Genomic DNA, 26,686 nt, shown 5'->3' on the forward strand with positions numbered 1-26,686 from the left:
TTTAAATTTAGACAAAGATTCCTCTTTTTGTAATTAGTGATTATAACTATTCTTTTCTTCTACCACCTCACTTAGGTATTGCACAAACTCATACTGGTTTCCATCAGCATCAGCAAAATAATCTCTAATCCTGAATTGTTCAACTTGTTTAGGATAATCTCTCTTATAACCATTTTTTAATAAGTTCTCAGCAATTTCTTCAACGTCCTGAACTACAAAACCCAGGTGGTTAATCCCAATTTTATCATAGTTTTTTTCAACTTTTAAATCACTTAGTTTGGCTTGGTTAATTGCGATATACGTATTATCATCACCTAGATGAACCCACTCTCTCATATCATTACCACCCCCTCTTATTTTGAAATGTGGAAATGCTGTTTGAAAAAACTTTATTGTTTCCTGCAAATCATTCACTGTAATGTTTGCATGTTCAAGGTATATTTTCTGTGTTCTCATAATAGTTTATTTGAGTACAAATATCACTACTACGCATAAGGTGTAAAACGAACCTAAGTACAGATTAATACCTGTACTAACGTACAGCAATAGAAGAGTTGACGTAAACTAAATACCAATAAGTCCTCTTTTTAAACCTATATCAACTGCCTCGGTACGATTGCTAGCATCAAACTTGGATAGAATTGAAGTAATATGAAATTTAACAGTTCTTTCGGTAATGAATAATTGCTCACCTATCTGTTCATTAGTTAGTCCTTTTTTTATAAGGTTAAGAACTTGAAGTTCACGTTTTGTAATGGGTTGTCCAGGATAATTAAACTCATTAATTGCCTTATTATCCTCTTGAGATTTTCCTGTTTCCTGGATAAGAGTTATTAATTCTCTCTTAAGGTCAACTATTTTTTCATAAGCTTCGGTCATCTTATTTTTATCGCTCTTTGAGCCTTCCAGATCAGAAATTATGGTTTCTATTCTTGGAAACAATACCGTTTCTAAAATTCTACCAAAAGCTGTTTCTGACATCAGATTTTTGCTCACATAAGGACGTTGTATACTTGTTCGCTGAATAGCAGTTCCAACCAACTCGCTAATAGTATTCAGAATAGTTAGTTCCTTTTCATCTAATTTTCGAGTTTCTTTACTTAATAAGTTTATGAGCCCCACCTTTTGATCACTAACAATAATAGGAATAGTTGCGTGAAACTTAAGGCCTTTTGTTCCTGAGCTAATGTCCTTCAATCGTGAGCAAGCAATTTCACTAATGTTCAGAGCCTCATTTATATCATCAGACAAGTATTGTTTTATACAATAACACCAACCGGATAGTCGTTCAGGATGTTTACTTAAGGCGGGAGGAAGGTTATAGGAAGCTGCTAAATACACGGATTTATTGCCTGGTTCCGTAAGCCAAATCCAACCTGTTTCTACGGCTAGTATTTCTGCTGTTTTTTCTAAAGACTTTCTAAGAACAGCATGAAGAGTGAATTCCTTGTTTAATAGACTAGCAATTTCATAAAGGTGAAACAAGTATTCTTTAGTATCCATTTGTATACTATTATTCCGGATTTATGTTATCGCCAATATACCTATTTCTTATTCACTATTTTGTAATAGTTGGGAATTTACTTCGTATATCATCCAAACACAATTTATGAATACTGCCCACATGACTATGCTTTTTTGAAGTATCTGGTGTATAAATTCCTTCTTGTACCTGCTGCCCTATTTGTTGGTAGGCTTCTCTAAAAGAAAGCCCGCTCTCTACTAATGTATTAATATTATCAACAGTAAAGAGATATTTATACTTTTCATCATATACATCCACATCCTTAACAACAACTTGCTGAATGCTATAATTAAAAATATCAAGGATATGCAGCATATCTACAATTGCATTGATCATGTTTTCTTTGAGTAGCTGAAAATCTCTATGATAACCACTAGGTAAGTTATTTGTAATGAGAATCATCTCGATTTGTAATGCTTGTATTTTATTACATTTCCCACGAATCAACTCAAACACATCCGGATTCTTTTTGTGAGGCATAATACTGCTTCCCGTTGTTAACTCATCAGGAAAAGAAATAAAGTCAAAATTCTGACTCATATACAAACAAATATCCATAGCAAATCTACCTAGTGTATTCGCAAGGCTTCCCAAAGCGGCAGCAATGGTACGTTCATTTTTACCTCTACCTAATTGTGCGGCTACTACATTATACTTTAAGGTTTCAAAACCTAGTTCTTTAGTCGTAAATTCTCTATCAATGGGAAAAGAACTACCGTAACCTGCAGCCGAACCCAGAGGATTTTGATCTACCGTTTTTTGAGCTGCCTGTAATACATAGACATCATCAATCAACAACTCAGCATAAGCAGAAACCCATAAACCAAAAGAAGAAGGCATAGCAACCTGTAAATGTGTATATCCTGGTAATAATTTTTCTTTGTGAGTTTCTGCTAAATTTAATAAGGTATCAAAAAGATCTTTTGTTTTAGACTTAATTAATTGCAGATGTTCTTTATAGTATAATTGCAATGCAACCAAAACCTGATCATTTCGAGAGCGTGCCGTATGTATCTTTTTTCCAACTTCGCCATAATGTTTAGTCAGTTCAAATTCTATTTTTGAATGTACATCTTCAAACTGATTTTCTATAGTAAATGTGTCATTTTCAATTTGCTCTTTTAGCTCGGCCAAACCTTTTTCTAACAAAGACAATTCATTATTAGTGATGAGTCCAACATGCGCTAGCATTTTGGCATGTGCTAAAGATGCTTGTACATCATATTTAGCAATATGCAAATCAATCTCACGATCATTTCCAACGGTAAATTGTTCAATTTTTTGATCTATAGAGAATCCTTTATCCCAGAGTTTCATTTTCTAAATGTTTATTTGTTCATATGTTAAGTTGTTGAATCGTTCATTTATATGATCTTATGCATTTAAACAATTACACGATTTAACAAATCAATATAAATCCGTATGCCTTCCTTTATTTCATCTATATAAATATACTCATCGGCAGTATGTGAACGCGTGCTATCTCCCGGACCTAACTTTAGAGACGGACAGCTTAGGGCTGCTTGATCAGATAGTGTTGGTGAACCATAAGTTTCCCTTCCTAATGCAATTCCAGCTTGCACCAAGGCATGCTCTTCCGGTATTGATGAAGAATTCAAGCGTAAGCTTCTTGGTTCAATACTGTCACAAGGTGATTCTTTTTGCAACAGTTCTGCTATCTCAGCATTTGAATATTGATCATTTACACGAACATCTACCACTAATTTAACATCAGCAGGAACTGCATTATGTTGTTTTCCTGCACTGATTTGGGTAACCGTCATTTTCACATCGCCCAACACTTTTGATGTTTTTTCAAATTGATATTCCTGAAACCACTTCAACACATCTATGGTATTGTAAATGGCATTATTATCATTAGGGTGCGCTGCATGACTAGGTGTTCCTTTTACCACAGCGTCAAAAACCACTAATCCTTTTTCAGCAATAGCGAGTTGCATTAAAGTAGGTTCACCAACAATAGCAACATCTATCTTTGGAATAACAGATAACATGCTATTCAAGCCATTTTCACCACTGCTTTCTTCTTCAGCAGAAGCCACATACACCAAATTATATTTCAAATTAGGACTTTCATAAAAAAAAGTAAATGTTGCTAACAAGGACACCAAAGCACCACCTGCATCATTACTTCCTAAACCAAATAGTTTCCCCTCTTCTACTACTGGTTCAAACGGGTCTTTAGTATAACCATTATTAGGTTTTACAGTATCATGATGTGAATTCAGCAGTAGGGTAGGCTTTGAAGTATCAAAATATTGATTGGTTGCCCACACATTATTTTGATTTCTCTTGTATAAAATATCATGTTTTACAAACCATTGTTCAATTAATTCAGCTGTTTGATCTTCTTCAGACGAAAACGATTGTGTAGCAATAAGCTCCTTTAATAGTGAAATAGCTTTTTCCGTGAGTTCCTTGATCATAGTTGTATCGTTGTATATTTTTCATTTGTTTCAAACAACATTGCTGGTTTACCTATACATACCTTTTCTACCTTGTTTTCTAACGCATGAAAGCAATTGGTCATTTTAGGGAGCATACCATCAGCAATTATTTTTTGTTCTAATAGTGATTCATACGATTTGGAATCGATTCTTTCGATCACAGAATTTTCATTTGCCACGTCAGTCAATACACCACTCTTTTCAAAGCAATAATACAATTCCGTTTTAAATGATCTGGCCAATCCAATGGCTAATTCAGCAGCAATAGTATCAGCATTGGTGTTTAAGAGCTGTCCATTTCCATCATGTGTAATAGCACAAAAAACAGGTGTGATTCCAGTATTTAATAAGAGCGTAAGTACCTCAGGGTTTACCTTGGTAACATCTCCTACGTAACCAAAATCGATATCTTTAACAGGACGTTTTACTGAAACAATGCTATTACCGTCAGCACCCGTAAATCCAATAGCATTGCTTTTATACTTTTGTAATTTGGCGACAATATTTTTATTGATCTTGCCTGCATATACCATAGTAATAATATCCAAAGTATCTTCATCAGTAATACGTCTACCATTCACCATCTTTACTTCTACACCCATTTGATCAGCCAATTTGGTAGCTAATTTCCCACCCCCATGTACTAATAACTTCGGTACAGGTAGATTTGCAAATTGCATCAGAAAATCATCCAGCGCTTTTTCATCATTAATGATGTTTCCGCCTATCTTTATAACCTTTAGTGTTTTCATTTTATCGTCAAGCTGAACTTGTTTCAACTTCTCATTTATATATCCTTCTGTTAATAAGATGTTACCCTGAAACAAGTTCAGGGTAACAGTCATTTATAAATTTTCTAATATTTTTTTAAGTACAAGCTGTGCAGCGTAAGTTCTGTTATTAGCTTGTTGAATTACAAGTGAGTTTTCACTATCTAAAACTGCATCTTCCACAATTACATTTCTTCTTACTGGTAAGCAATGCATAAATCTTGCAGCACCCAATTTTTCTTTCGTTACCATCCAGCTCCTATCTTTAGACAGCACTTGACCATAGTTGGTATAACTACTCCAGTTTTTAACATAGACAAAATCTGCATCAGCAAAAGCCTCTTCTTGATCATAAACTATAGGAGTTTTGCCTGTAATTTTAGGATCTAATTCATATCCTTCCGGGTGTGTAATTTTAAAATCTACATCCATTTTTTGCATGGCTTGTACAAAACTATTGGCCACAGCATGCGGAAGCGCCTTCACATGAGGTGCCCAACTTAAGACCACTTTGGGTTTAGTACTCTTCGCATGCTCAGAAATGGTAATCGCATCTGTCAAGCCTTGTAAAGGATGTCCAGTGGCACTTTCCATGCTAACAATGGGTACAGTAGCATATTTCATAAACGAATTGATAACATGCTCACTTTCATCCATCTCCTTATTCGTTAAGGATGGAAAAGCCCTGACTGCAATGATATCACAATATTGAGATACCACCTTGGCCGCTTCTTTAACATGCTCAGCAGTTGAGCCATCCATAATAGTTCCATCTTCAAACTCTATACCCCATGAATCACCATATACGTTCATAACGATAGGATTCATTCCTAAATTCAATGCCGCTTTTTGAGTGCTTAATCTAGTACGTAAGCTGGAATTAAAAAATAATAAACCAATAGTTTTATTCTTTCCTAGCGCATTATTATTGAGTGGATTTTCCTTTAGTGTTTTAGCTTCTTCAATCCAATCATTTATATTGTCAATATCATTTATAGAAGTGTAATTCATAGCTATCTTATTTTCGTAAATGGCATAGTATTACTGAAAGCATTTTTTATAAAATTATCATTCAACCCATTGACAATCCAAGTTTCAATATCTGCTTGTTTTGTAAGCGCAATGGCATCAATTTTAGATTGCATTCCGCCAGTGCCATGCGTCGATTTATAGTTTACCACCTGATGTATTAATTGATTTAAATCTGATACCTCCTCAATGGTTTTTGGATACTTCTCTTTAATCGATTCTTTGGTATAAATACCATCCGTATTTGTCGCAATGATACATAAGTCAACTTTTAGTAATGAGGCTGTTAATGCAGCTAATTTATCATTATCTCCAAACTTTATTTCATCAGTAGCCACGGTGTCATTCTCATTAATAATTGGAATGTAATTATTTTGAACAAGCACATTTATGGTATTGACGATATTGGTTCTACTTTCCTCTTTTTCAAAATCTGAATATGACAATAAGCATTGTGATGTCAACAACCCATATTCTCTGAAAATTTCTTGATAAATCCTGATAAGGTGCGGCTGACCTATTGAAGCTAACGCTTGCTTCACAAGTACCTCTTGTTGCTTACTCTCTAATTTTACAAATTGCTTGGCAACAGCTATTGCACCTGAACTTACAATTATAAATTCACAGGTATCTTGAAGCTGCGCAATTTGGTTTGCAATATCTTCAATCTTACCTCTTGAAATGTTATTAGTTTCTTTGGTAAGCGTATTAGACCCAATTTTCAATAAAACTCTTTTCTTTTTCATAGCTACCTTATTTGTCCCTCGCCGTGAATGTACCATTTGTTAGTTACCAAATGTTGCAATCCTATAGGGCCTCTTTGATGTAATTTATCAGTACTTATAGCCAGTTCACCTCCCAGCCCTAGTTGACCACCATCAGTAAATCTGGTAGACGCATTATGGTATACTGCAGCAGCATCTACATTCTCCATAAACAGCTGAGCAGTTTCATTATTTTTTGTGATAATAGTTGAAGAATGCCCTCCGGAATACTTGTTTATCATTGCAATAGCATCATGACTTGACTCAATCTCGCCAATCAAAATTTTATAATCTAAAAATTCTTTATACCAAATATCATTACTTGTAATGGCCTTCACTTCATCATAATTTGATACCACCATATCTCCTAAAATCTCCACATCAAATCCTTTTAATTTAGCAATTAGGGTCTTTATAAAGCCTTCCTTTCCCGAAAGGTATTTATCAACGAGTACTTTATCAACTGCATTACACGCTGATATTTTAGAGGTTTTACCGTTAACAATTATGTTCAATGCCATTTCTAAATCTGCCTCGTTATGAACATACACGAAGTTATTTCCACGTCCGCTTACAATGACCGGGCAGGTAGCATGTTGCTTCACAAATGTAATGAGCTTCTCACCTCCTCTTGGAACAATTAAGTCTACACTTTGTGTAGGGTTTTCCAAAAATGATTGTGTTTCTTCTCTACTAAACTCTAAATATGTAATCCAGTCTTTTGAAGCATTATTTTCTTGTAAGGCTTGGTGCCATAAATCAACTATCTTAAGATTAGATTTCAAAGATTCTTTACCGCCCTTTAGCAAAATTTTATTTCCAGATTTAAATGCAATCCCAGCTGCTTCAATTGTTACATCAGGCCTTGATTCGTAAATAATCAATACGGTACCAAAAGATGCAGTTCTATTATACACTTGCATTCCATTGTCATGTTGAAAATGAAAGCGTTCAATACCCACAGGATCCTTCTGAGCAGCTAAATGTTTCACAGAAGTAATCATGCCTTCAATTTTTAAATCATCAACTTTTAAGCGATCATACATAGCAATATCACCACCATCATAATTCGTCAAGTCCTCCTTATTAATCTTGATAATATTCTCTCGCTCCTGACCTAGTAAATCTGCCATTTTTAGCAGTACCGAATTTCTTGTTTCTATAGATAATTTATTCATTAGAAATACATTTATAAGGCTTCTTTTAATGCTTCAAAAAATTGATCAATATGTTCCTTTTGAATGGTTAACGGCGGTAAAATTCTCAACACCATAGGGTTTTTAGAACTGCCTGTAAATATTTTATGATCATAAATTAGTTTTGCCCTTAATTCCTTAATTGGAAAATCAAATTCTAACCCCAACATTAACCCTCTACCTTTTATTCTTCTTATCTCTGGGACTTCCTTTGCTTTTTGAACAAAATACTCTGAAATCTCAGCAACGTTTTTCATCAAATTTTCCTTTTCTAAGGTCTCAAGAACTGCTAATGAAGCTGCACAAGCCAAATGATTACCTCCAAAGGTGGTTCCCAATAATCCATGTGATGCTTCTATCTTAGGGTGAATCAAAATTCCTCCAATAGGAAACCCATTACCCATCCCTTTGGCCATAGAAATAATATCAGGTTGTATATTATGTTTTTGAAAAGCGAAAAAGTCACCTGTTCTTCCAAATCCACACTGAATTTCATCAGCAATCAATAATACACCATACTTTTTTGTTAATTGAGCTAAACCTTGGTAAAATTCTGACGTGGCTTCATCCAATCCACCTATCCCCTGAATTACCTCAATAATAACAGCACAGACATCCTCTTTGACCAATTCTCTTTCAACACTTTTTAAATCATTAAACTCTAACAAAACAACTTCCTGTTGTGCATTGATAGGAGCTATGATTTTTTGATTATCTGTAGCCGCAACGGCTGCCGATGTACGTCCATGAAATCCATTTTTAAACGCAATAACCTTACTCTTATCTGTACGAAACGAAGCCAATTTTAAAGCATTTTCATTGGCTTCAGCTCCTGAATTACATAAAAATAATTTATGGTCCTCACATCCAGAAAGCTTCATAAGTTTAGTGGATAATTGTAATTGTAAAGGATTCTGGATGGAGTTACTATAAAAACCAAGTTTTGACACTTGATCACTAATATATTTTACATATGCTGGATGCGAGTGCCCAATAGAAATTACCGCATGACCACCGTATAGATCAAGGTATTCTACACCTTTTTCATCATATACAAAGACATCCTTTCCCTTTACAGGAGTGACATCAAATAATGGATATACGTCAAACAAATTGCTCATTTCTTATCTTCTCTTTCTTTATAATTCTCCACAAAGTGTGGCATCGCTTTTTCTGCTTTACTATGTTCTTTCACTTTTAATTTAGCATCAGCTTTATCAAAAGAAGCTTTAAATATGAAATGACTCATCATCATAATTGATTCGTTTTTATGGCATTGATCTTTTCAAAAGATGTTACAATGCCTTTAATAAGTGATGAACTTAACCCTTGATGCTCCATTTCATTTAAGCCTTCAATGGTACAACCTCTTGGTGTGGTTACACGATCTATTTCTTCTTCTGGGTGTTTTCCTGATTCTATTAATAAACTTGCTGCTCCAAAACATGTTTGCATAGATAATTCATGCGCCTCATGCGCTTCAAATCCAAGTTGTATAGCTCCTTGTGTTGTTGCTCTAATTAAGCGCATCCAAAAGGCAATACCACTAGCACAAATTACCGTAGCTGCTTGCATAAGCTCTTCCTCTATACACATGGTTTTACCTAAAGCTTCAAAGATCATTTTAGTTTCTTCTATTTTCTTCTTCCCTTTTTCATTTGCACTTAAACAAGTCATTGATTGCCCAACAGAAATAGCAGTATTAGGCATGCACCTTATTACCGCAACATCTTCACCAACGTTACTCTCTATTTGATGAATTTTTCTACCGGTAACTACAGATACAACTGTATGACGTTTAGGGTTTATAAAATATTTTATCTCCTTTAAGACTTTATCTAGTTGACTAGGTTGAACTGCAATTATTATTAGCTCAGACTTTTTAACCGCTTCTTTGTTATCTGTTGTAATATGCACTTTTGGCAGCTCTTTCCAAGCAGTTAAAGAACCTACATTACGCTTTGATAAATACAATGATATGTATGATAGGTTTTCTTTACTCAAAATCCCTTCGGCTATTGAATAGCCTAAATTACCTACGCCTATTATTGCTATTTTCATCTGTTTCCTTTTGTTGTCATTACGAAGGAGGTACGACTGAAGTAATCTGTTTGAAGAGATTGCTTCGTTATACTCGCAATGACGTTGTTAAAAATAATTCGCTTTTAGTTTTAATCCTTCTTTTTCTTCAAATCCAAACATGAGATTCATGTTTTGAACTGCTTGTCCTGAAGCTCCTTTTAGTAGGTTATCAATACAACTTGTTATTAATAATTTGTTTTGGTATTTATGTAAATGGATCAAACATTTATTCGTATTTACCACCTGCTTTAAATGCAATTCATTCTCTGAAACAACAGTGAATTGCGCATCTTTGTAATAGGATTTGAATAACTCTTTTGCTTCTTCGACATCCCCTTTAAAATCAGTATATGCAGTAACAAAGATGCCTCTAGAGAAATTTCCTCTATTAGGCATAAAATAAATTTCATTATTAAAACTACCTTGTAATTGTTTTACCGATTGATTGATCTCACCTAAGTGTTGATGCACAAAAGGTTTGTAATATGAAAAATTGTTATCACGCCATGTGAAATGCGTTGTTTTTGATAACGAAACACCTGCTCCCGTGGCTCCTGTCACAGCATTCACATGAATATCGCTCGCAAGTAAATTTCCATGTGCTAATGGCAACAAGGCTAGTTGAATAGCTGTAGCGAAACACCCTGGGTTTGCTATATAATTGGCTTCTTGAATCGCTTCTTTTTGTAATTCAGGTAAACCATAGACAAATTCTTTTTCTTGAAACTTCTTTCCAGATTCCAATCTGAAATCGTTACTCAAATCAATAATCTTGGTATGCAATGCAAACTGATTCTTTTCTAGGAATACTTTTGAATTACCATGCCCCAGGCATAAAAACAATACATTTACCTCGGGGTTTATTTCATTTGTAAAGTAAAGATCCGTAGAACCTACCAAATCTTGGTGAACCCTGTCTATTCTATTTCCTGCATTGGATGTACTAAATACAAAGTCGAGTTGCGTCTCACTATGAAATAGCAGTAGTCTAATCAGCTCACCAGCAGTATAGCCTGCACCACCTATAATTCCTACCTTAATCATTTTGTTGAATTTACTTGTTGATAGATCTTATTTTGATTCCCCAAAATCTTAATAAACCCTTTGGCTTCATCAGCCGTCCAACCTTTATTCATTTCTCCATAGCTTCCAAATTTGGCCTGCATCATATCATGATCTGAAGTGATCCCATCCAATGAGAAATGGTATGGCTTTAAACTAACAACTACGTCTCCATTAACCTTTTCTTGGCTACTTTCTAAAAAGGCCTCAATATCTCTCATAACAGGATCTAAATACTGTCCTTCATGCAAGTGCATTCCATAAAAGCTAGAGAGGTATTCTTTATGCTGTAATTGCCATTTGGTAAGTGTATGTTTTTCCAATAAATGATGTGCTTTAATGGTGATCAGAGCGGCAGCCGCTTCAAAACCTACTCTACCTTTAATGCCTACAATGGTATCTCCTACATGGATGTCTCTACCAATAGCATATTGAGAAGCACTATCATTCAGTAATTCAATATTCTTTTCTGGTGTATTCTTTGCTCCATTAAAAGCAACTAGCTCTCCTTTTTCAAAAGTCAACACCGCCTTTTCCTCATTCTTTTTTTGTAACTGTGATGGATAGGCATCATCTGGTAAAGGTTTCTCAGAAGTCAGTGTCTCATCACCACCAACACTGGTTCCCCAAAGCCCTTTATTCACAGAATATTTAGCTTTTTGCCAAGACATATCAACTCCATTTTCAATGAGATAATCAATCTCTTCTTGTCTAGATAATTTATTATCTCGTATAGGGGTTATGATCTCAATTTCTGGCGCTAATGTTTGAAAGATCATATCAAACCGAACCTGATCATTTCCTGCACCGGTACTACCGTGTGCAATACAATCAGCTTTTATACGCTGAGCATATTCTACAATCTTAATAGCCTGTACAATTCGTTCTGCACTTACAGATAACGGATAGGTATTATTCTTCAAAATATTGCCAAATACCAAATACTTTATCACCTTTTGATAGTATTCTGAAATGGCTTCAACATTTGTATAAGAAGCTACACCCATTTGTATGGCTTTAGCTTTTATTTCTTGGATTTCCTGCTCAGTAAAGCCACCTGTATTTACGCTTACAGCATGTACTTCATATCCTAAATCTTTTGAGAGGTGCACAGCACAATAAGATGTGTCTAATCCTCCACTATAGGCTAATACCAATTTTTTCATTTTTTATTCTTTTTTAAAAACCTAGCTTGTTTTATTTTTTTCAATCTTTGAAACACATTAGGTTTCACTTCTTCAACTTTACCATTCCTTTTGGAATTTGGATCATATAGCATTCCGGTACATAAACACATCGTTTGTTTTGTACGTTGTAAGACATCATAATTTTTACAGGTTTGACAACCTTTCCAAAATGTTTGGTCGTCCGTTAACTCAGAAAAAGTAACAGGCTTATATCCAAGATCACTGTTCATTTTCATTACTGCCAATCCTGTGGTAATACTAAAGACTTTTGAGTCAGGAAACTTTGCTCTGGAATGTTCAAATATCTTTTGTTTTATCTTTTTTGCATACCCTTTTCCTCTATAGTCAGGATGCACAATAAGTCCTGAATTAGCCACAAACTTGCCATGACCCCAAGCTTCAATATAACAGAACCCCACAAATTTATCTTCATCCAATGCGATAACCGCATTTCCTTTTTCCATTTTAGATATAACATATTCTGGAGTACGCTTCGCGATACCCGTTCCTCGAACACTGGCAGAGTCTGATATGGTTTGGCAGATAATATCTGCATAAATATTATGTGATTTGTCAGCAATTATGATTTTCATTGCTATACTTTTTTATTATTAATCTGAGAAAAATCTTTGAAAGGAGAACCGGACACACCTGAGTTCTAAATTATGGAAACACCCTTACGGGCGACGCGGGAAACGACGACGCAAAACACATCTGTTAAGAGTGCTACTAGTTGTTGAGAAAAATATTATGTGATAATTGTTGTACATGGTTTAAAAATAAAATTTACGAATCGGGTTTAAGCAGTATACTAAGAGCGGCGACGGCGCTCGGGTAAACCGGGAAGTGTGAATCGTATTTTATTTTTAATTGTAATCATAATGTAAAACTAGTCATTTTTTTTAAATGAAGACAATTTTAATGCCAAATCAGCAAAGAATTATGAATTTCTCAACATATATCGTTTTCATTTATAAAATGAAAATTCAAATTATCTTTTTTTGTAATTACACAATCATTTACGGCTCTTATTTAACTTTAAAGAATATAATCTGTACTTACAAAATTTGATTTCTTAGAGTCTAACAGGTCCTCTAATATTTGATTATTGTACTCATTGTCTTTAGAAGCAATAAACGTTCTTATAGAAAAACTCCTTAAAGCATCATGCACACTTAAGGTAGAAACCGCTGAGTCTTTTCTTCCGGTAAACGGAAACACATCAGGTCCGCGCTGACAAGAACTATTCAGGTTTACCCTACACACTAAATTTACCAAAGTATCAATTAACCGAGACAGTTGGTTTAAATCTTTGCCAAATAAGCTTACCTGCTGTCCATAATTAGAATCAGCAATATCATCTAAAGGTTCTTCAACATTTTTAAAAGTTCTTATGGGTACTACCGGGCCAAACTGTTCCTCCTCATATACTTTCATATCTTTAGAAACCGGATATAAGACTGCAGGAAAAATAAAATTATCTAGTATTTCCCCTCCTCTTTCGTTAATGACTTCTGCACCTTTGGCTTTAGCATCATCAATTAAATCTTGAATATATTCAACTTTTCCAGGTTCTGGAAGCGGCGTGAGTTTCACTCCTTCTTCCCAAGGGTATCCATATTTTAAAGCATCTACTTTCTCGCTATAGCGCTTGTTAAATTCATCAGCAATATTCTCATGTACATAGACAATCTTCAAAGCTGTACAACGCTGGCCATTATAAGATAAGGTTCCTGCAATACATTCATTTACAGCCAGGTCAATATCTGCATCTGGTAAGATAATCGCAGGATTTTTTGCTTCAAGTCCTAATACCAATCGTAATCTATTTGATTTTGGATGCAGACTTTGCAGTGCATTTGCAGATGAACTATGGCCAATCAATGCCAATACGTCAATCTTACCTGTTTTCATAATTGGAGATGCCACTGCTCTACCTCTACCGTACAGTACATTTACAACTCCTTTCGGAAAGCTCTCTTTGAAAGCTTCAAGCAATGGTGAGATTAATAATACTCCATGTTTTGCAGGTTTGAAAATGGTGGTATTCCCCATGATCAATGCAGGAATCAATAAGCAAAATGTTTCGTTTAAAGGATAATTGTATGGACCCAAACACAACACGACTCCTAATGGTCCTCTTCTTATATGCGCATGAATGCCACCATTTTTTTGAAAACGGGCACTATTGCGATCCATATTCTTATAGTCTTCTATAGTATCATAAATATAATCAACAGTTCTATCAAACTCTTTTTCAGCATCAGCAGTGGTCTTGCAGATTTCCCACACCAAATATTTTACCACCTCATCGCGTTTGGTTTTCATTTTTTCAACGAAATTTTCCATACATGTAATACGATCAGCCACTTTCATTGTAGGCCACTCACCTTGTCCCTTATCATAAGCAGCACAGGCTGCATCTAAAGCATCTATGGCTTCCTTTTCACCTAAAGTAGGAATAGTACCTAATAAGGTTTTTGCATGTTCTCCACTTCCATTTTCTGTAAGTATGGGAGAGTGCACTTCAGAAGTATTACCAGTCCATTTAATCAATTCACCATTGACCAAATACGTATTTTGATGCAATAAAGATGTAATCTGAAATTTTTCAGGTATATAATTAGTTGAGATCATTCTGTCTTAATTTTCTAACAAAGTTCGATTATTTAAACCAAGAATTGAAATAAATCAGGTTTATTATTAAGGTAGTCGCCAAAAAAGTTATGTGCTTTCATACGTTGGACCAAAGGTTCAAAATCTGCTTCATTCTTTAATTCAACACCTACCACTGCAGGTGCTTGTTCACGGCTTGATTTTTTAGTATATTCAAAGTGTGTGATGTCATCATTTGGTCCTAAAATTTCAGCAACAAATTCTTTCAAGGCTCCAGCACGTTGTGGAAAACGGATGATGAAATAATGTTTTAAATTGGCATGCAACAAAGCACGCTCTTTGATCTCTGCGGTTCTGGTGATATCATTATTACTACCACTTACTATGCAGACTACATTTTTCCCTTTGATTTCCTCAGCATACTGGTCTAGAGCTGCCAAGGTCAATGCACCAGCAGGTTCTACTACAATGGCATCTTTATTATACAAATCAAGAATAGTTTGACATACCTTACCTTCAGGAACGGTGATCATCGCATCGAGGTTTTCTTTACAAATGGAGAAAGTCAAATCTCCCACCTGTTGCACAGCGGCTCCATCAATGAATCTTTCTATAGTTTCCAGTCGTATCACTTCATTTTTTTCGATAGCCGTTTTCATAGAAGGTGCACCAGAAGGTTCTACTCCTATAATCTTCGTGTTTGGTGATAATGCATCAAAAACGCTAGATAATCCGGCGGCCAATCCTCCTCCTCCAACAGGAACAAAAACATAGTCTATATGATGTTCCGTTTGCTCTAAGATTTCCAGTCCAACCGTTGCCTGCCCTTCTATAATCTTTTCATCATTAAAAGGGTGTACAAACGTTTTTGATAGTTGCTCACAGGCCTTCTTTGCAGCCGCATAAGCATCATCAAAAGTATCCCCAATCAATTCAATGGTAATCGCATCACCTCCAAACATCTGGACCTGTTCTATTTTTTGTTTAGGCGTAGGTGCCGGCATAAAAATAGTACCCTGAATTTTTAGTTTTTTGCATGAATACGCTACACCTTGTGCATGATTTCCAGCACTTACACATACAATACCACGAGCTAGTTCTTCTTCACTTAAAGAGCTAATCTTGTTATATGCACCACGAATTTTATAGGAACGTACTTGTTGTAAGTCCTCACGTTTTAATAGTACATTGGCTTCAAAAAGTTTAGAAAAGGTAAAATTTTTCATTAAAGGAGTTACTGCTGCTACGTTTTTCAATGTAGCAGCAGCGTTCCTAACTTCAACCAATTCAGGGATATATGTTTGGGTAACATTCATTGCTTTATGCCAATACTGCTTCCTCTTTTTCTTGCGTTTTAATAATCTTCATCGCTGTCATTGCAGCACGTAATATCTTACCGGTTTTTTCAATAGGGTGATTTCGTACAGCGTCATTTACAGCAATCAATTCAATATTATTTACCTGATTGGAACTTGCATACGATTTGCCAATCACATCAGTTGTAACCGATTTCATAAAATCTTCAAGTAGAGGTTTTGCTGCATGATCAAATAGATAACAACCATACTCTGCAGTATCAGAAATGATTCTATTCATTTCAAATAATTTCTTTCTTGCCACTGTATTTGCTATTAAAGGAAGCTCGTGTAATGATTCATAATAGGCAGATTCTTCTATAATACCTGATGCCACCATGGTTTCAAAAGCCAATTCAACACCAGCTCTAACAAAAGCAACCATCAACACACCATGATCAAAATATTCTTGTTCAGAAATAGCATCAGACGTAGCAGTTGTTTTTTCAAAAGCAGTCTCACCAGTCTCAGCTCTCCATGTTAGTAAGTTTACATCATCATTCGCCCAATCTTCCATCATAGTTTTTGAAAAATGACCAGAAATAATATCATCCATATGTTTTTCAAACAACGGTTTTAAAATTGCCTTTAAATCTTCTGAAAGGTTATACGCTTTAATTTTTGCCGGGTTTGACAAACGATCCATCATATTGGTAATACCTCCATGTTTCAACGCTTCAGTAATTGTTTCCCAACCATATTGAATCAGTTTGGCAGCGTAATTAGCATCAATACCTTCTTCAATCATTTTATCAAATGATAAAATGGATGCTGTTTGTAATACACCACATAATATGGTTTGCTCACCCATCAAATCACTTTTCACTTCTGCTACAAAAGACGATTCTAATACTCCTGCTCTATGTCCGCCTGTTGCAACGGCATATGCTTTTGCCTGAGCCCATCCTTTTCGTTCCGGATCATTGTCAGGGTGTACTGCAATCAATGTAGGTACTCCAAATCCACGCAGGTATTCCTCGCGTACTTCAGAACCCGGGCATTTTGGCGCTACCATAATGACCGTAATATCCTTACGAACCTGCATACCTTCTTCAACAATATTGAATCCGTGTGAATATGATAGTGTAGAACCTCTTTTCATTAAAGGCATCACTGCTTTAACAACAGCAGTATGTTGCTTATCTGGCGTTAGGTTTAATACTAAATCCGCATCGGGAATCAGTTCATCATAAGTTCCAACTGTAAAACCATTTGACGTTGCATTCTTATACGATGCTCTTTGTTCTGCAATCGCTTGTTCACGAAGCGCATATGAAATATCAAGTCCTGAATCTCGCATATTCAATCCTTGATTTAGGCCTTGTGCACCACAGCCTACAATTACAATCTTTTTATCAATCAATGCATTTACACCATCTTCAAATTCTGAAGATTCCATAAATCTACATTTACCTAGTTGATTCAATTTTTGACTTAATGAAAGTCCATTAAAATAATTTGCCATCTTTTTATGCCTTATAATTCTTGTAATAATTCTGAAATTGCCATTTTCTCTCTTGTTATGGCTATACGCCCTGAACGGACAAACTGTAACAACCCATATGGTTTTAATCTATCATATAACTTATCTACATGTGCTTTAGAACCTGATGCTTCAATTACAAAAAAATCTTCAGTAATTGTAACAATATTTGCCTGTCTGAACTTCAACTTACGTTGGATAACTTCATCATAAAGATGCTCTGTTGAAATCTTAAACAACGCTGATTCCTGAAATACAGTTTCTTCGTCCGTGTGATAATATGCACGGATGACTTCAATTTGTTTTTCAAGTTGGGTCACTATTTTTTTTACTTGCGTTTCACTCATCCTTGCCACGATCACAAATCGATTCACATCTTCAATTTCTGAACGTGAAGTGGTCATACTTTCAATATTGATATGTCTTTTCAAGAAAATTGCAGAAACTCGATTCAGTAATCCTACATTATTTTCTGTATATATTGAAACTGTAAATATTTTTTCTTCTTCCATACTCGTTAACTTAATCTTACGTCTGATACTGATGCTCCACTTGGAATCATTGGAAATACATTATCTTCTTTTTCTACACATACTTCTAAAAAGTAAGCATCTTTGGAGGCTATCATTTCTTGAATAGTAGCTGCCAGTTCTTCTCTTTTTGTTACACGCTTGGCTTCTATTTGATAGCCATTTGCAATGGTTACAAAGTCAGGATTCGTCATTTCTGTAGACGCGTAGCGCTTATCAAAAAATAACTGCTGCCATTGACGTACCATGCCTAAAAAATCATTGTTTAACACTACTATCTTTACCGGCACTCTTGTCTGAAAAATAGTCCCTAACTCTTGAATGGTCATTTGGTAACTACCATCGCCAATGATGGCTACGACTTCCCTTTCAGGAGTTCCCATCTTGGCCCCAATAGCTGCCGGAAGTGCAAAGCCCATCGTACCCAATCCACCAGAAGTGATATTACTCTTACTCTGATTGAATTTGGCATAGCGACACGCAATCATCTGATGCTGTCCAACGTCTGAAACAATAATGGCATCACCTTTTGAAGCTGCATTAATTTCTTTAATAACCTCGCCCATAGTCAATCCCTCCTTCTCAGGATACAAGTCATTTTTAATGACTTTTTCATATTCTATAGCATCATATTTTTTATACTCTTCTAACCAATTAGGGTGTGAATTTGAGTTTACCATTGGTAGTATAGCTTCCAATGTTTCTTTTACATCACCTAATACAGCAACATCTGTTTTTACATTCTTATCTACCTCAGCAGGATCAATTTCAAAATGAATAACCTTGGCCTGTTTAGCATAGGTATTTAAATCACCTGTAACGCGATCATCAAAACGCATTCCGATAGCAATTAGGGCATCACACTCATTGGTAAGTTTGTTAGGGCCATAATTTCCATGCATGCCCACCATACCCACGTTCAATGGATGCTCTGTTGGTAAGGCTGACAATCCTAAGATCGTCCATGCAGACGGAATTCCTGTTTTCTCTATAAATGCTTTAAACTCTTCTTCTGCTTCCCCTAAAATAACACCCTGACCAAAAACAATCATAGGCTTTTTCGCGGTATTGATGATTTCTGCTGCGGCTTCTAATTGTTTGAGATTTACCTTTGGCTTCGGCTTATAGCTACGTACAGAAGTACACTTTTTGTATTCAAAATCTAGCATTTCAAACTGTGCATTCTTTGTAATATCTACTAATACGGGGCCTGGTCTACCAGATCGTGCAACATAAAAGGCCTTTGCCATAATTTCAGGAATTTCTGAAGCTTTGGTTACCTGGTAATTCCATTTGGTTACTGGCATAGAAATTCCAATAATATCAGTTTCCTGAAACGCATCAGAACCTAATAAATGCCTCGGCACCTGCCCTGTGATACATACCATAGGCGTTGAATCTATTTGTGCATCAGCAATACCTGTTACAAGGTTTGTGGCTCCAGGCCCTGAGGTGGCTATAGCCACGCCTACTTTTCCTGTAGCTCTTGCATAACCCTGAGCCGAATGTGTAGCACCTTGCTCATGACGTGTTAATACATGATGGAGCTTATCCTGGTATTTATATAATTCGTCATATACTGGCATTATGGCGCCTCCGGGGTATCCATAAATCAAATCAACTCCTTCTTCCAACAGACACTTCACCACTGCTTCCGCACCTGTAATTTGTAGTTTACCCTGAGTTGTTTTGTCTTCAAGTGTTGCAGTTTGCGTTTTCATATTCTCTTTCTCTAAAATGATCTCTTATTTGTTAGAATTCATCTGTTACACATCCTTGTGATGCAGATGAAACTGTTTTTGCATATTTATAAAGTACTCCACTGTTCACCTTTAAATTAGGAGCTTTCCATTGCTGTTTTCTCTTTTCCAATTCTTCTTCTGGTACTTCTAGCACTAATGAATTTTTCTTGGCATCTATAGTAATAAAATCGCCATCTTTAACAAGAGCAATTGCTCCGCCTTCCTGAGCTTCTGGAGTTATATGTCCCACTACAAAACCATGGGTACCTCCAGAAAAACGACCATCAGTTATTAAGGCTACATCCTTACCCAAACCTGCACCCATAATAGCTGATGTAGGTTTTAACATCTCTGGCATGCCCGGTCCACCTTTCGGTCCCTCGTAACGAATTACCACAACATCTCCTTTTTGCACTTCTCCATTTTTAATACCATCATTGGTAGCAAATTCGCCATCATATACCTTGGCTTTTCCTCTGAACAATAACCCTTCCTTGCCTGTAATCTTGGCTACGGCACCATCTTTTGCCAGATTACCATAAAGCATCCTTAAATGCCCTGTTTCTTTTATTGGATCTTCTAAAGGTTTGATCACTTCTTGCCCCTTAGTAAGATCAGGAACTTCAGCCAAATTCTCAGCCAAGGTCTTACCTGTTACCGTTAAGCAATCACCATGTAATAATCCTTTTTTCAATAAGTATTTTAACACTGCCGGAACGCCGCCTACTCTATGTACATCTTCCATTAAGTATTTTCCGCTTGGTTTTAAATCTGCCAAAAATGGTGTTTCGTCTGAAATACGTTGGAAGTCTTTTAAGGTAAATTCAACATTCGCTGCTTTAGCTATTGCCAAAAAGTGTAGTACCGCATTGGTAGAACCACCCATTACCGTTACTAATCGAATGGCATTTTCTAGTGACTTTTTAGTCACTATATCTGATGGCTTGATGTCATTTTCTAATAAATACTTTAAGGCCTTTCCTGCATTTACACTTTCTGCTTCTTTTTGGCCACCTATTGCCGGATTTGATGAATTATAAGGAAGACTCATTCCTAAAGCTTCTATAGCCGAAGCCATAGTATTGGCTGTATACATACCGCCACAAGCTCCTGCTCCCGGACAAGCATTTTGTATGACACTCTTGAATTCCTTTTCGTCAATTTTCCCTGCTACTTTTTCACCCCATGCTTCAAAAGCCGAGACTACATCCAGTTTCTTTCCTTTATGACACCCTGAAGCGATTGTACCGCCATATACCAATACAGAGGGTCGATTTAAACGTAGCATAGCCATTAATGCACCCGGCATATTTTTATCGCATCCAACTACTGTTACCAATCCGTCATAACTCATAGCTTGTACCACCGTCTCCATAGAATCTGCAATAATATCTCTGGATGGCAAGGAAAAACGCATTCCTGGTGTACCCATAGAAATACCATCACTCACACCAATTGTATTGAAAATCAATCCAACAAGGTTAGCTTCTTTAGTTCCTTTCTTTACAAATTTTGCAAGATCATTTAAATGCATATTGCACGGATTCCCCTCGTAACCTGTGCTCGCAATACCAACTAATGGTTTTTGAAAATCATCATCAGTTAAGCCTATAGCATGCAACATAGCTTGTGCTGCTGGTTGTGTAGGGTCTTGGGTTACAGTCTTGCTGTATTTATTTAATTTCATTCGTTTCTTTACATACAGAACTTCAAAACTAGATGTTCAGGTGCTTTTTTTAGCCTCACTTTGAAATTCTTAAGTTAAATTCAGGTTTTTACTTTTAATTTTAACTATTTATAAATCAAATGCTTAAACCATAATTATTACTATGTTCACACTATTTTTTTAAATAAAAAAAGCCTTCCTGCTATAGGAAGGCTTTTTATTTTTATAGTATTAATACCATTCCTATCGTTGCGAATAACTCACAATACGAATGACAATAATGATATTTAATACTAGTTTATGCATCTGTTATGAGACAAAGATTGTTAATAATCTGAACTAATCAAAATAAAAATTGATTTTTTCGTATTTTACAGCAATAATTATTCTATGTTCAAACGAATTAAATACTTTTTAGTGTATCTATTGCCTATTTTGACTTATATATCTTTCACTTCAAAAGGTTGGCTCACTTTTTTACCCATGCTGTTGGTTTTTGTGTTAGTACCTTTTATAGAATTATTTTTAAAAGCCGATAGTCGTAATTTTGATAAGGAAACTGCCAAGCTGGAAAAAGAAAACAAGCTTTATGCTTGGATATTGTACCTGTCGGTTCCGGTTCAATTAATGATGCTATTTTTATTTTTTGAGAGTATTCAAGAATTCGGTTTGTCAACGATGGATTATATAGGACGTATAAGTGCCATGGGAATTTTATGTGGCATCATTGGCATTAATGTGGGGCATGAGCTAGGGCATCGCTTGAATAGAACAGAGCAGTTCTTTGGAGAGTTATTGTTACTAACATCCTTGAATACTCATTTTTTACCCTACCATAATGGTGGTCACCATTTTAACGTTGCCACTCCAAACGATGCAGCTACCGCCAGAAAAAACGAACCGCTTTACATTTTTTGGGTACGTTCCCATTTCTCCAGCTACGCTGAAGCATGGTATTTAGAGAATAAACGTTTGAAAGAAAATGGAAAGGCTTCCTTTTCACTACAAAATAGGATGATTGTCTATACCCTAGCAAATATCATTTTGCTATTTTCTATTTATTATTTCTATGGTTCTTTAGTATTAGGTGCTTTTCTTATAGCAGCGGTTATTGGTATCTTGTTGCTTGAAACTGTCAATTATATTGAACACTACGGGTTGCTGCGTAAACAAAATGAGCATGGACGTTATGAACGAGTAAGGCACACGCATTCCTGGAATTCAGATCATATTATTGGTAAATTATTCTTATTCAACCTATCGCGTCATTCAGATCATCATTATAATGGTAGTAAACCTTACCAAGTATTAAAGTCATTACCCGAGAGTCCGCAAATGCCTACAGGCTATCCAGGTATGATGCTGCTCTCATTGATTCCACCCCTATGGTTTAAATTCATGAACCCCAGAGTTGCACAATTCAACTCCTAACTTTATGTATATGACCCCTGAAAAGTCAGTTTCTGCCGCGGTACACTACCGTCGTTCTGTTCGCGTTTTTGACCCAGAAAAACCTCTTGATTCCCAAAAAGTAAAACAATGCTTAGAGCAGGCTGCATTAGCACCTAATAGTAGCAATCTGCAATTATGGGAATTTTATCATATTACCTCCAAGGAGATGATAGCCAAACTGGCAAAACATTGTTTTGATCAAAATGCAGCAAAGACAGCTCAAGAACTAGTGGTTGTTGTTGTACGTAAAGATCTTTGGCGTAAACGTGCTAAGGCTAACTTAGGGTTTATTGATAGTGTTTTTGGTAAAAATAATCCTAAGTCTGAACAAAGTAGTCGTGAAAAGGTGGCTCGTAGCTATTATGAGAAATTAATTCCTTTTGCATACATAGAATTTTTAGGATTCTTTGGTTTGTTGCGCTACCTTATGATTTTAGTAAGTGGTTTATTTCGCCCGATGTATCGAGAAGTCAGAAAATCTGATATGCGTATTGTAGCACATAAAAGTGCCGGATTAGCAGCACAAACCTTTATGTTGAGTATGGCTGCCATTGGTTATGACACCTGTCCTATGGAAGGATCAGACACGTGGCGTGTCAAAAGTACTTTAGGGTTGCCTTTGCTTTCTGAAATTAATATGGTCATTGGTTGTGGTATTAGAACAGAAAAAGGGATCTATGGTGATCGTTTTCGTATTCCTTTTGAAGAAATCTATACAAAAGTTTGACTTTTCTTATCAATATGATTCTATCATAAATGGAACTTATTAACACATAAGTTTTATAAATTATTCTCAGTGGATTAGTACTTCATTATTCCGTAAATTTGGTAGGGAATTTTTCTACTAACATTTAAAAACTAACTAATATGGAACATAATAAAAATGGCGACATTGCTAAATGCCCATTTATGAGTGGTGCTCAGAAACAGGGTGCCGGCGGTGGAACCTCCAATCGCGATTGGTGGCCCAACGAGCTTAAACTAAACATTCTTCGCCAACATGGTAAAAGTTCAAATCCGTTTGACAAAGACTTTGATTATGCAAAAGCTTTTAATAGCATTAATTATGCTGAATTAAAGCAAGATGTCATTGATGTAATGACCGATTCACAAGACTGGTGGCCTGCAGATTACGGCCATTACGGGCCTTTTATGATTCGCATGGCATGGCATAGTGCTGGTACCTATCGTGTGGGTGATGGCCGTGGTGGTGGAGCTTCAGGCACACAACGTTTTGCACCTTTAAACAGCTGGCCTGATAACGGAAACTTAGACAAAGCACGTTTACTACTATGGCCCGTAAAAAAGAAATACGGAAGAAATCTTTCTTGGGCAGATTTGATGATACTTGCCGGGAATTGTGCACTAGAATCTATGGGATTCAAAACCTTTGGTTTTGCCGGTGGGCGCGAAGATGTATGGGAACCAGAGCAAGATGTGTATTGGGGTTCTGAAACCGGATGGTTAGATAATGATGATCGTTATGATACGAGTGACGGTGACCTTGAAGGGCATTTAGGTGCTGTGCATATGGGATTGATCTACGTAAATCCAGAAGGGCCTAATGGCATTCCTGACCCTATGAAGTCAGCACATGATATAAGAATTACTTTTGGTCGCATGGCAATGAATGATGAAGAAACCGTTGCCTTAGTTGCTGGAGGTCACACATTTGGAAAAGCACATGGTGCTGCTGACCCTGATAAATATGTTGGCCCTGAACCGCATGGTGCTAGCATACAAGAAATGAGTACAGGATGGAAAAACACCTTCAATTCTGGTGTATTAGACGATGCCATTACCAGTGGTTTAGAAGGCCCATGGACACCCAACCCAACGCAGTGGGATGATGAATATTTTGATGTGTTGTTAAATTATGATTGGGAATTAACGAAGAGTCCTGCAGGTGCACATCAATGGACACCTACAGCTGCTTTAAATGCGCGTATGGCACCGAAGGCTGGTGACCCTAATGGAAAACAGGCCTTGATGATGTCTACTGCAGACATTGCCTTAAAAACAGATCCTAAGTACTTAGAAATCTCTCAACGTTTTCATAAAGATCATGCTGCCTTTGAAGATGCTTTTGCACGTGCATGGTATAAATTGACACATAGAGATATGGGACCAATAGATCGTTATTTAGGTCCTGAAGTACCAAAAGAAGAATTATTATGGCAAGACCCAATTCCAAAAGTTGATTATACGTTAAGTGATGATGACATTTCATTATTGAAGAAAATGGTGTTGGCTTCTGAGTTATCTATTTCTCAATTAGTTACTACAGCTTGGGCTTCTGCTTCTACGTATAGAGATTCAGATAAACGTGGCGGTGCCAATGGTGCACGTTTACGTTTAGAACCGCAACGCAGCTGGGAAGTGAATAACCCTAGTGAATTGAATAAAGTATTAGATATATTGGAAGCCATACAGAGAGACTTTAATGGTACCATTTCTATGGCAGATCTTATTGTTTTAGCAGGTTCTTCCGCCATTGAGGAAGCTGCCAGAAATGCCGGACATGATGTTACTGTACCTTTCACTCAAGGTCGTGGGGATGCTTCTCAAGAACAAACAGATTTAGAATCTTTTAGTTATTTAGAACCGTTGGCAGATGGATTTAGAAATTACATAAAATCTGATTTAAATGTAGCTGCTGAAGACCTATTGGTAGATCGTGCGAATTTAATGTCGCTTTCTATACCAGAAATGACTGTCTTAGTAGGTGGTTTGCGTGTATTAGGTGCTAATTATGATGGATCAAATCATGGTGTCTTTACGGAGAATGTAGGGCATTTAACTAATGATTTTTTTACTAACCTATTAGATTTTGCCATTACCTGGAAAGCTGCATCACCTGAAGATAAAGAATTTATAGGGCGTGATCGTAGAACCGGTGCTATGAAATTCTCTGCTACCCGTGCTGATCTTATCTTTGGTTCAAATACAGAACTAAGAGGTGTAGCTGAAGTATATGGTGCCAATGACGGACAAGAAAAATTTGTAAATGATTTTGTAGCAACTTGGGTAAAGGTGATGAATGCTGATCGGTTTGATCTGAAGTAATTTTTCAATTTAAATTTAAAAGAAAAGGTGATCCCGAGACTTCGAGATCACCTTTTTTATTATGAAACTAGATCATCAAAAGCCAATGTGAGATTAAATGGAATCCATGTTGAAACTAATCGTCTAGAAGGCAAGTGTCCAATAAAATGATCTCGTGGTCTTAGCCTAAAACTTCCTTTTAAAATTAATTGATTTGATGAAGGTTTTCTCCTTAATCTAAATTCAATAGGTTCACTTGTTCTTCTAAAATGTAAATCACCATTCACCACATAGGTATTGTCATTTACTTTTTTAACTGATTTGCTAACAAATTTTAAATTTTGGTTTGCAAATCCGTTGATCCATGCCAAATAATCAGAATTAAAACCATTAAAAGTATTTGTCGGCACGTCAAAATTTAATTTTTTAATTTCACCCGTTTCATCATCTATCTCAACTTCACTAATAATTGAATTACTTTCCCCTTCAATTATTGAAGCCGGACCTGAAATTACCCTGTAAGAAATATTACTTGAAACACTTGTTTTCTTGTGCTGAGCACTTACCGTTGATACTCCTCCAAATAAAAAGAGAATCATCAACATGATTGCTATTCGTTTAATTTTATATGTTTTCATAATTACATTTTTTAAATTATACTTTATGCAATGAAAAATTCAAATGATATGCCAAAACAGACAATAAATCTCAAAT

The 26,686-nt window shown here is 36.0% G+C and carries 24 protein-coding genes; 3 read left to right on the plus strand and 21 right to left on the minus strand.

Annotated elements, in window-relative coordinates:
- Nucleotides 1–33: 33 nt before the first annotated feature.
- The 20 genes from AC1EU5_RS06870 to ilvD form a co-directional block, all read right to left on the minus strand.
- Nucleotides 34–456, minus strand: a complete 423-nt coding sequence (locus AC1EU5_RS06870) for a VOC family protein (RefSeq protein WP_480191631.1) — start codon at nt 454–456, stop codon at nt 34–36.
- 108 nt (nt 457–564) lie between these two features.
- The gene (locus AC1EU5_RS06875; RefSeq protein WP_480191632.1) at nt 565–1,503 is read right to left on the minus strand and encodes a LuxR C-terminal-related transcriptional regulator; all 939 of its coding nucleotides are present in this window, start codon (nt 1,501–1,503) and stop codon (nt 565–567) included.
- Nucleotides 1,504–1,558: 55 nt separating this feature from the next.
- Nucleotides 1,559–2,842: an argininosuccinate lyase gene (argH, locus tag AC1EU5_RS06880; protein WP_480191633.1), complete on the minus strand. Its 1,284-nt coding sequence runs from the start codon at nt 2,840–2,842 to the stop codon at nt 1,559–1,561.
- A gap of 65 nt (nt 2,843–2,907) precedes the next feature.
- Entirely contained in the window at nt 2,908–3,972 is a 1,065-nt protein-coding gene (locus AC1EU5_RS06885) for a M20 family metallo-hydrolase (RefSeq protein WP_480191634.1), read from the minus strand.
- Nucleotides 3,969–4,745, minus strand: coding sequence for an acetylglutamate kinase (argB, locus tag AC1EU5_RS06890; protein ID WP_480191832.1), 777 nt, complete (start codon nt 4,743–4,745; stop codon nt 3,969–3,971). The genes AC1EU5_RS06885 and argB overlap by 4 nt, the downstream gene beginning before the upstream one ends.
- 93 nt (nt 4,746–4,838) lie before the next feature.
- Complete coding sequence (locus tag AC1EU5_RS06895) at nt 4,839–5,774, minus strand: N-acetylornithine carbamoyltransferase (RefSeq protein ID WP_480191635.1); 936 nt, start codon at nt 5,772–5,774, stop codon at nt 4,839–4,841.
- Nucleotides 5,775–5,776: 2 nt separating this feature from the next.
- Nucleotides 5,777–6,538, minus strand: a complete 762-nt coding sequence (proB, locus tag AC1EU5_RS06900) for a glutamate 5-kinase (protein WP_480191636.1) — start codon at nt 6,536–6,538, stop codon at nt 5,777–5,779.
- Nucleotides 6,539–6,540: 2 nt separating this feature from the next.
- The gene (locus tag AC1EU5_RS06905) at nt 6,541–7,734 is read right to left on the minus strand and encodes a glutamate-5-semialdehyde dehydrogenase (protein WP_480191637.1); all 1,194 of its coding nucleotides are present in this window, start codon (nt 7,732–7,734) and stop codon (nt 6,541–6,543) included.
- Nucleotides 7,735–7,745: 11 nt separating this feature from the next.
- A complete protein-coding gene (locus AC1EU5_RS06910) occupies nt 7,746–8,873 on the minus strand; it encodes an aspartate aminotransferase family protein (RefSeq protein ID WP_480191638.1) in 1,128 nt (375 codons plus the stop codon).
- Entirely contained in the window at nt 8,870–9,001 is a 132-nt protein-coding gene (locus tag AC1EU5_RS06915; RefSeq protein ID WP_480191639.1) for a hypothetical protein, read from the minus strand. Before AC1EU5_RS06915 ends, AC1EU5_RS06910 begins: the two co-directional genes overlap by 4 nt.
- Nucleotides 9,002–9,003: 2 nt before the next feature.
- Complete coding sequence (gene proC, locus AC1EU5_RS06920) at nt 9,004–9,813, minus strand: pyrroline-5-carboxylate reductase (RefSeq protein ID WP_480191640.1); 810 nt, start codon at nt 9,811–9,813, stop codon at nt 9,004–9,006.
- Nucleotides 9,814–9,900: 87 nt separating this feature from the next.
- Nucleotides 9,901–10,878: an N-acetyl-gamma-glutamyl-phosphate reductase gene (argC, locus tag AC1EU5_RS06925; protein WP_480191641.1), complete on the minus strand. Its 978-nt coding sequence runs from the start codon at nt 10,876–10,878 to the stop codon at nt 9,901–9,903.
- Entirely contained in the window at nt 10,875–12,062 is a 1,188-nt protein-coding gene (locus AC1EU5_RS06930) for an argininosuccinate synthase (protein WP_480191642.1), read from the minus strand. The genes argC and AC1EU5_RS06930 overlap by 4 nt, the downstream gene beginning before the upstream one ends.
- Entirely contained in the window at nt 12,059–12,676 is a 618-nt protein-coding gene (locus tag AC1EU5_RS06935; RefSeq protein ID WP_480191643.1) for a GNAT family N-acetyltransferase, read from the minus strand. The genes AC1EU5_RS06930 and AC1EU5_RS06935 overlap by 4 nt, the downstream gene beginning before the upstream one ends.
- A 445-nt stretch (nt 12,677–13,121) precedes the next feature.
- Entirely contained in the window at nt 13,122–14,720 is a 1,599-nt protein-coding gene (locus tag AC1EU5_RS06940) for an NADP-dependent glyceraldehyde-3-phosphate dehydrogenase (protein WP_480191644.1), read from the minus strand.
- Nucleotides 14,721–14,752: 32 nt separating this feature from the next.
- Nucleotides 14,753–16,015: a threonine ammonia-lyase gene (gene ilvA, locus AC1EU5_RS06945; protein ID WP_480191645.1), complete on the minus strand. Its 1,263-nt coding sequence runs from the start codon at nt 16,013–16,015 to the stop codon at nt 14,753–14,755.
- A 4-nt stretch (nt 16,016–16,019) separates the two neighbouring features.
- On the minus strand, nt 16,020–17,519 hold the full coding sequence (ilvC, locus tag AC1EU5_RS06950) for a ketol-acid reductoisomerase (protein ID WP_480191646.1): 1,500 nt from the start codon (nt 17,517–17,519) through the stop codon (nt 16,020–16,022).
- Between the two features lie 11 nt (nt 17,520–17,530).
- Nucleotides 17,531–18,049, minus strand: coding sequence for an acetolactate synthase small subunit (ilvN, locus tag AC1EU5_RS06955; RefSeq protein ID WP_480191647.1), 519 nt, complete (start codon nt 18,047–18,049; stop codon nt 17,531–17,533).
- Between the two features lie 5 nt (nt 18,050–18,054).
- Nucleotides 18,055–19,788, minus strand: coding sequence for a biosynthetic-type acetolactate synthase large subunit (ilvB, locus tag AC1EU5_RS06960; RefSeq protein ID WP_480191648.1), 1,734 nt, complete (start codon nt 19,786–19,788; stop codon nt 18,055–18,057).
- A 31-nt stretch (nt 19,789–19,819) separates the two neighbouring features.
- Nucleotides 19,820–21,496 carry a dihydroxy-acid dehydratase gene (gene ilvD, locus AC1EU5_RS06965; RefSeq protein WP_480191649.1) on the minus strand — a complete coding sequence of 559 codons (1,677 nt, stop codon included), beginning with the start codon at nt 21,494–21,496 and terminating at the stop codon, nt 19,820–19,822.
- Between the two features lie 369 nt (nt 21,497–21,865).
- Between ilvD and AC1EU5_RS06970 the strand changes: the two genes are divergently transcribed.
- The 3 genes from AC1EU5_RS06970 to katG all read left to right on the plus strand — a co-directional run bounded on the left by AC1EU5_RS06970 (nt 21,866) and on the right by katG (nt 25,993).
- Complete coding sequence (locus AC1EU5_RS06970) at nt 21,866–22,906, plus strand: alkane 1-monooxygenase (RefSeq protein ID WP_480191650.1); 1,041 nt, start codon at nt 21,866–21,868, stop codon at nt 22,904–22,906.
- 10 nt (nt 22,907–22,916) lie between these two features.
- A complete protein-coding gene (locus AC1EU5_RS06975; protein WP_480191651.1) occupies nt 22,917–23,654 on the plus strand; it encodes a nitroreductase family protein in 738 nt (245 codons plus the stop codon).
- A gap of 140 nt (nt 23,655–23,794) precedes the next feature.
- On the plus strand, nt 23,795–25,993 hold the full coding sequence (gene katG / locus AC1EU5_RS06980; RefSeq protein ID WP_480191652.1) for a catalase/peroxidase HPI: 2,199 nt from the start codon (nt 23,795–23,797) through the stop codon (nt 25,991–25,993).
- A 59-nt stretch (nt 25,994–26,052) separates the two neighbouring features.
- Here the strand turns inward: katG and AC1EU5_RS06985 are convergent, their stop codons facing one another.
- The gene (locus AC1EU5_RS06985; protein ID WP_480191653.1) at nt 26,053–26,610 is read right to left on the minus strand and encodes a hypothetical protein; all 558 of its coding nucleotides are present in this window, start codon (nt 26,608–26,610) and stop codon (nt 26,053–26,055) included.
- Nucleotides 26,611–26,686: the final 76 nt, after the last annotated feature.

The organism is Maritimimonas sp. 2405UD52-3 (assembly GCF_056591715.1).

Excerpts from the sequence above, each read along its gene's own strand:
- AC1EU5_RS06870 (WP_480191631.1), bottom strand. The coding sequence starts at position 456 with ATGAGAACACAGAAAATATACCTTGAACATGCAAACATTACAGTGAAT.
- AC1EU5_RS06905 (WP_480191637.1), bottom strand. The coding sequence starts at position 7,734 with ATGAATAAATTATCTATAGAAACAAGAAATTCGGTACTGCTAAAAATG.
- argH (WP_480191633.1), bottom strand. The coding sequence starts at position 2,842 with ATGAAACTCTGGGATAAAGGATTCTCTATAGATCAAAAAATTGAACAA.
- AC1EU5_RS06910 (WP_480191638.1), bottom strand. The coding sequence starts at position 8,873 with ATGAGCAATTTGTTTGACGTATATCCATTATTTGATGTCACTCCTGTA.
- AC1EU5_RS06970 (WP_480191650.1), top strand. The coding sequence starts at position 21,866 with ATGTTCAAACGAATTAAATACTTTTTAGTGTATCTATTGCCTATTTTG.
- AC1EU5_RS06895 (WP_480191635.1), bottom strand. The coding sequence starts at position 5,774 with ATGAATTACACTTCTATAAATGATATTGACAATATAAATGATTGGATT.
- ilvC (WP_480191646.1), bottom strand. The coding sequence starts at position 17,519 with ATGGCAAATTATTTTAATGGACTTTCATTAAGTCAAAAATTGAATCAA.
- proC (WP_480191640.1), bottom strand. The coding sequence starts at position 9,813 with ATGAAAATAGCAATAATAGGCGTAGGTAATTTAGGCTATTCAATAGCC.
- katG (WP_480191652.1), top strand. The coding sequence starts at position 23,795 with ATGGAACATAATAAAAATGGCGACATTGCTAAATGCCCATTTATGAGT.
- proB (WP_480191636.1), bottom strand. The coding sequence starts at position 6,538 with ATGAAAAAGAAAAGAGTTTTATTGAAAATTGGGTCTAATACGCTTACC.
- ilvA (WP_480191645.1), bottom strand. The coding sequence starts at position 16,015 with ATGAATGTTACCCAAACATATATCCCTGAATTGGTTGAAGTTAGGAAC.
- AC1EU5_RS06940 (WP_480191644.1), bottom strand. The coding sequence starts at position 14,720 with ATGATCTCAACTAATTATATACCTGAAAAATTTCAGATTACATCTTTA.
- ilvB (WP_480191648.1), bottom strand. The coding sequence starts at position 19,788 with ATGAAAACGCAAACTGCAACACTTGAAGACAAAACAACTCAGGGTAAA.
- AC1EU5_RS06915 (WP_480191639.1), bottom strand. The coding sequence starts at position 9,001 with ATGAGTCATTTCATATTTAAAGCTTCTTTTGATAAAGCTGATGCTAAA.
- AC1EU5_RS06935 (WP_480191643.1), bottom strand. The coding sequence starts at position 12,676 with ATGAAAATCATAATTGCTGACAAATCACATAATATTTATGCAGATATT.
- ilvN (WP_480191647.1), bottom strand. The coding sequence starts at position 18,049 with ATGGAAGAAGAAAAAATATTTACAGTTTCAATATATACAGAAAATAAT.
- AC1EU5_RS06885 (WP_480191634.1), bottom strand. The coding sequence starts at position 3,972 with ATGATCAAGGAACTCACGGAAAAAGCTATTTCACTATTAAAGGAGCTT.
- argC (WP_480191641.1), bottom strand. The coding sequence starts at position 10,878 with ATGATTAAGGTAGGAATTATAGGTGGTGCAGGCTATACTGCTGGTGAG.
- AC1EU5_RS06985 (WP_480191653.1), bottom strand. The coding sequence starts at position 26,610 with ATGAAAACATATAAAATTAAACGAATAGCAATCATGTTGATGATTCTC.
- ilvD (WP_480191649.1), bottom strand. The coding sequence starts at position 21,496 with ATGAAATTAAATAAATACAGCAAGACTGTAACCCAAGACCCTACACAA.
- argB (WP_480191832.1), bottom strand. The coding sequence starts at position 4,745 with ATGAAAACACTAAAGGTTATAAAGATAGGCGGAAACATCATTAATGAT.
- AC1EU5_RS06975 (WP_480191651.1), top strand. The coding sequence starts at position 22,917 with ATGACCCCTGAAAAGTCAGTTTCTGCCGCGGTACACTACCGTCGTTCT.
- AC1EU5_RS06930 (WP_480191642.1), bottom strand. The coding sequence starts at position 12,062 with ATGAAAAAATTGGTATTAGCCTATAGTGGAGGATTAGACACATCTTAT.
- AC1EU5_RS06875 (WP_480191632.1), bottom strand. The coding sequence starts at position 1,503 with ATGGATACTAAAGAATACTTGTTTCACCTTTATGAAATTGCTAGTCTA.